The 3,545-nt window shown below is 75.2% G+C and carries 4 protein-coding genes; 1 reads left to right on the forward strand and 3 read right to left on the reverse strand.

The genetic code is table 11. The annotated features are described in order from the left end of the window. A partial coding sequence (locus ABD308_RS32455) for a DUF6745 domain-containing protein (RefSeq protein WP_344343062.1) occupies positions 1–911 on the forward strand: 911 nt, incomplete at its 5' end. 160 nt (positions 912–1,071) lie between these two features. On the opposite strand, the gene ABD308_RS32460 is transcribed toward ABD308_RS32455, so the two are convergent. From ABD308_RS32460 to ABD308_RS32470, 3 genes are all read right to left on the reverse strand, one after another. Next, on the reverse strand, positions 1,072–1,278 hold the full coding sequence (locus ABD308_RS32460) for a hypothetical protein (RefSeq protein ID WP_344343064.1): 207 nt from the start codon (positions 1,276–1,278) through the stop codon (positions 1,072–1,074). 135 nt (positions 1,279–1,413) lie between these two features. After that, positions 1,414–2,229, reverse strand: a complete 816-nt coding sequence (locus ABD308_RS32465; RefSeq protein WP_344343066.1) for a hypothetical protein — start codon at positions 2,227–2,229, stop codon at positions 1,414–1,416. 309 nt (positions 2,230–2,538) lie between these two features. Beyond that, positions 2,539–3,545: diacylglycerol/lipid kinase family protein (locus ABD308_RS32470; protein WP_344343068.1), on the reverse strand; the 1,007-nt coding region annotated here is incomplete at its 5' end.

Below are 3,545 nucleotides of genomic sequence, written 5' to 3' on the forward strand. Positions count from 1 at the left end.
GCGAGGAGGTCCGGACGCTGCCGTGGGACGCGGTCCGCCGACAGGCGGTCGAGCGGACCGGCCCGGAGGGCTGGGCGCCGCTCTGGGCGCTGACCGGAGGCGAGCTCGGCCCGGTGACCAACACGCTCGCCGACCGGATCCGCGGCGCCGTGCTCGACCGGCTGGCGCCGGAGCCGGACACCGAGATCGACGACGGCGACGTGGTCGAGGCCGCCCGGGAACGCCGGGTCGTCGCCCGCCTCGCGCTGCTCGACGCGGTCCGCGGCCAGTTCGACGCGCCCTGGTTCGCCGCCTTCGAGGCGGCCGGAGTGCTGGGAGCGGCGCCGGACGGTCCGGACGCGCCGAGCGTGCCCGGCGGGCCCGAGGGCGAGGCGATCGCCGCACTGGCGCAGGTCGCGCGCGGCGCCGGCTGGTGGTGGCCCTACGCGGACGTGGTGCTGGTCAGCGAGCGCCCGGTGGCGCTGCACCGCGACGAGGCGGGCCGGCTCGACCACGCCGACGGCCCCGCCCTCGCGTACTCCGACGGCTTCGCCCTGCACGCCTGGCGGGGCATGCCGGTGCCCGCCGAGTTCCTCGCCGGGCTCGGCGCCGTCACGGTGGAGCGGATCCGCACCGAGGAGAACGCCGAGCTGCGCCGCGTCCTGCTGGAGCACTACGGCTACGAGCGCTACCTCGCCGACTCCGGCGCCGTCCCGGTACACAAGGACGAGACCGGCGTGCTCTGGCGGATCGAGCTGCCGGCCGACGAGCCGGTGGTGATGGTCGAGGTGGTCAACTCGACCGCCGAGCCCGACGGCACCTTCCGCACCTACTGGCTGCGGGTGCCGCCCGGCACGGTCAGCGCCCGGGCCGGGGTGGCCTGGACCTTCGGCATAACCGAGGCGGAGTACCACCCGCAGCGCGAGACCTGAGCGGGTGGCGCTCCGCCGGGCAGCCGGTCCCGAGCGGTGGGGCGCCCGGGCGCCCCACCGCGCGCGGCGGCAGGGCCTGACCGGGGGGTGCCCGGCGCCGGGCCCGGACGGGAGTGCACCGCCCGCGCATGGGACGCGCGGGCGGTGCGGGGTCGGTGGGTCAGCTGACGGTGATGCCGTCGAAGGAGCCGATGATGGCGTCGCCACCCACGTTGGTGATGTCGCCGCCGGCGAGCTGGTTGCCGGTGCCGATGACGGTGATGGTCGTGGTGACGACGGTGACCTCGTCGGCGAAGGCCTGGGTGGGCAGGGAAACGGCGCCGACGGCGGCGAGGAGGACGGCGAACCGGCGGATGGTGCGGTACATGATGATTATCCCTTCGTAGACCAACGGTGCTCCGAACCCTAGGGACCCGCATCGCGTCAAAGCGGGGATTGTCACCCGGACGGGTGGATGTGCGTGTCGCCGGGCCAGCTCCGTCGTTGTGGGGCCGGAGGTGCCTCAGGTCGTACCGCTCGCCGTGTCGCCGCCCGCTCGCTCCGCGTCCTGCTCCACGGCCCACGCGCGCAGCCGGGCTACGGCCGTCTCCCGTGACAGCGGGCCGCGTTGGAGATGCAGGTCCTGGAGGTGGCGAGTGGCCGCACCGATCAGTGGGCCGGGAGGCAGTCCGAGCAGCTCCATGATCGCCTTTCCGTCCAGGGCCACCGGAACGTCCGGGAGCCTCCTGCTCCTCTCGAACTCGGCGGCGGCCCGCGCCGCTCTCTCCTGCTCCTCACGCCACTCGTCGTAGGTCGCCGCCCATCGGGCGTCCCGGCCGGCCAACTGCCAGCCGTCCATGTCCTGTTCCCGGCCAAGCCCCACCTCCAGAAACAGGTCGCGGTGCCTCGCCTCCCCGGAGCCGCTCGGAACGACATCGAGCAGCGCGAGCGCGGCATTGATCGGCCAGTCCTCCCGTGGACCGCTGAAGTCCCCGGTACGGTTCGGGCCCCACACCATCGCGCCGGCTCGCCACACGGCGGCGGCCTGCGCGCCGCGTCCTGCGTGAAAGTCCGCCTCCACATAGGCGATCGTTCCGCCCAGGGCCCAGTGGCTCAAGGTCTGCTCGAAGGCCGGGGGCACGACGCCGAAGGGTTGGCCGTCGGGCCCGCCGCCATCCTGACCGGCACGCGATCCGGTCACCTCCTCAAGGAGTTGTCCGGTGACCGGCACCAGTCCCACGCGCTGCCGGAGCGGGGCGACGACGGCTTCCCGAATCCCGGCGGTCAGGCTCCTGAGCAGGTCGAAACGTCCCATGACGGCGCTGAGCTCGTACGGCATTCCCGCAGGGTAGCCGGACAGCCGCCCTTCGGGGCTCGCCGCCGCGGCCCGCCCTCGTGACGCGGCCGTCCACGGCAGGCCGTATGGCGCCCATGTCTCTTTGCTCGTCGGCTCGTTGAGTAGACCGTGGGGAAGAGGCGCCGGGGTTGGAGTGGGTCAACCTGTGGGGCCGGACCGAGCCGCTGCCGCTGGTGGGGCAGCAGCGGCTCGGTCTCCCGCTGATCGAACAGTCAGGCCCGTACACCGGCCCCGGCCCCGACCCCGACTTGCTCGGCCTCGCCGGCCAATGGGCGGCACGCGACGAGGCGGTCAGTCCGTCGCGGGCCGGTAGACGGTCAGGGCGCGGCGGGCCTTGGTCAGCCGGAGCGGGCCGGCGGCGGGTACGGACTCGCCGTCGACGGCGATGCGGTGGGCGTCGCCGAGGGCTTCCAGGTCGAGGGCCCGGATCCGGGCGCCGTGGTAGACCCGGGAGCGGGCGAGCGTGCCGGACAGGAACGCGGCGGCGAGCCGGGTCCGGGCGAACGGCCGCGCGCCGTCGACCACCCGGATGTCCAGCAGGCCGTCGGCGAGCCCGGTGCGGTGGGTCGGGGCGAAGCCCGGCGGGTCGTAGGCGCCGTTGCCGGCGAACAGCAGCCAGAGTTGGCGGTCGCGACCGCCGGCGCGGACGGTGACCGGCTCGGCGGTCGCCAGGACCCGTGCCGTGGCCACGGCGAGCGCCGGCCACTTGCCCAGCCGGTCCTCGAACTCCTCGCGCACCCTGACCAGTTCGGGGTAGACGCCCAGGCTGAACGTGTTGAGGAAGTACCGTCGCCCGGTGCCGTCGGCGGCCAGCCCGAGGTCCACCCCGCACGCCCGGCCGGCGGTCACGGCGGCCGCGGTCGCCTCCATGCCGTCGATGCCGAGGTCCGCCGCGAAGTGGTTGAGGGTGCCGCCGGGGAAGACCGCGAGCGGCAGGCCCCGTTCGACGGCCAGCCCGGCGGCCAGGTTGACGGTGCCGTCGCCCCCGCAGACCCCGAGCGCGCCGCCTGCCGCCGCCGCGCGGTCGGCGGCCTCGGCGAGCAGGGCGGGAAGGTCGTCGTCGGGTCCGCAGAGCCGGACGTCGGCGCGGGGCAACAGGGTGCGCAGCGTGGCGGCCGTCTCCTCGGGGCCGTCGGCTGTCAGCGCGCCGCTGCCGGAGCCGGAGTTGACCACCACCGACAGGCCCTTCCCCTCGGGCAGTGCCGGCGCCTGGCGGCGCGGTGGCCCGGCGGCCGGCCGCAGATGGGAGGCGCGGGGCCACCACCGGAGCGTGAGCGCGGCCAGCGCCGACCCCAGTG

Source organism: Kitasatospora putterlickiae (assembly GCF_039527695.1).
GTDB lineage: Bacteria > Actinomycetota > Actinomycetes > Streptomycetales > Streptomycetaceae > Kitasatospora > Kitasatospora putterlickiae.

Excerpts from the sequence above, each read along its gene's own strand:
- ABD308_RS32465 (WP_344343066.1), bottom strand. The coding sequence starts at position 2,229 with ATGCCGTACGAGCTCAGCGCCGTCATGGGACGTTTCGACCTGCTCAGG.
- ABD308_RS32460 (WP_344343064.1), bottom strand. The coding sequence starts at position 1,278 with ATGTACCGCACCATCCGCCGGTTCGCCGTCCTCCTCGCCGCCGTCGGC.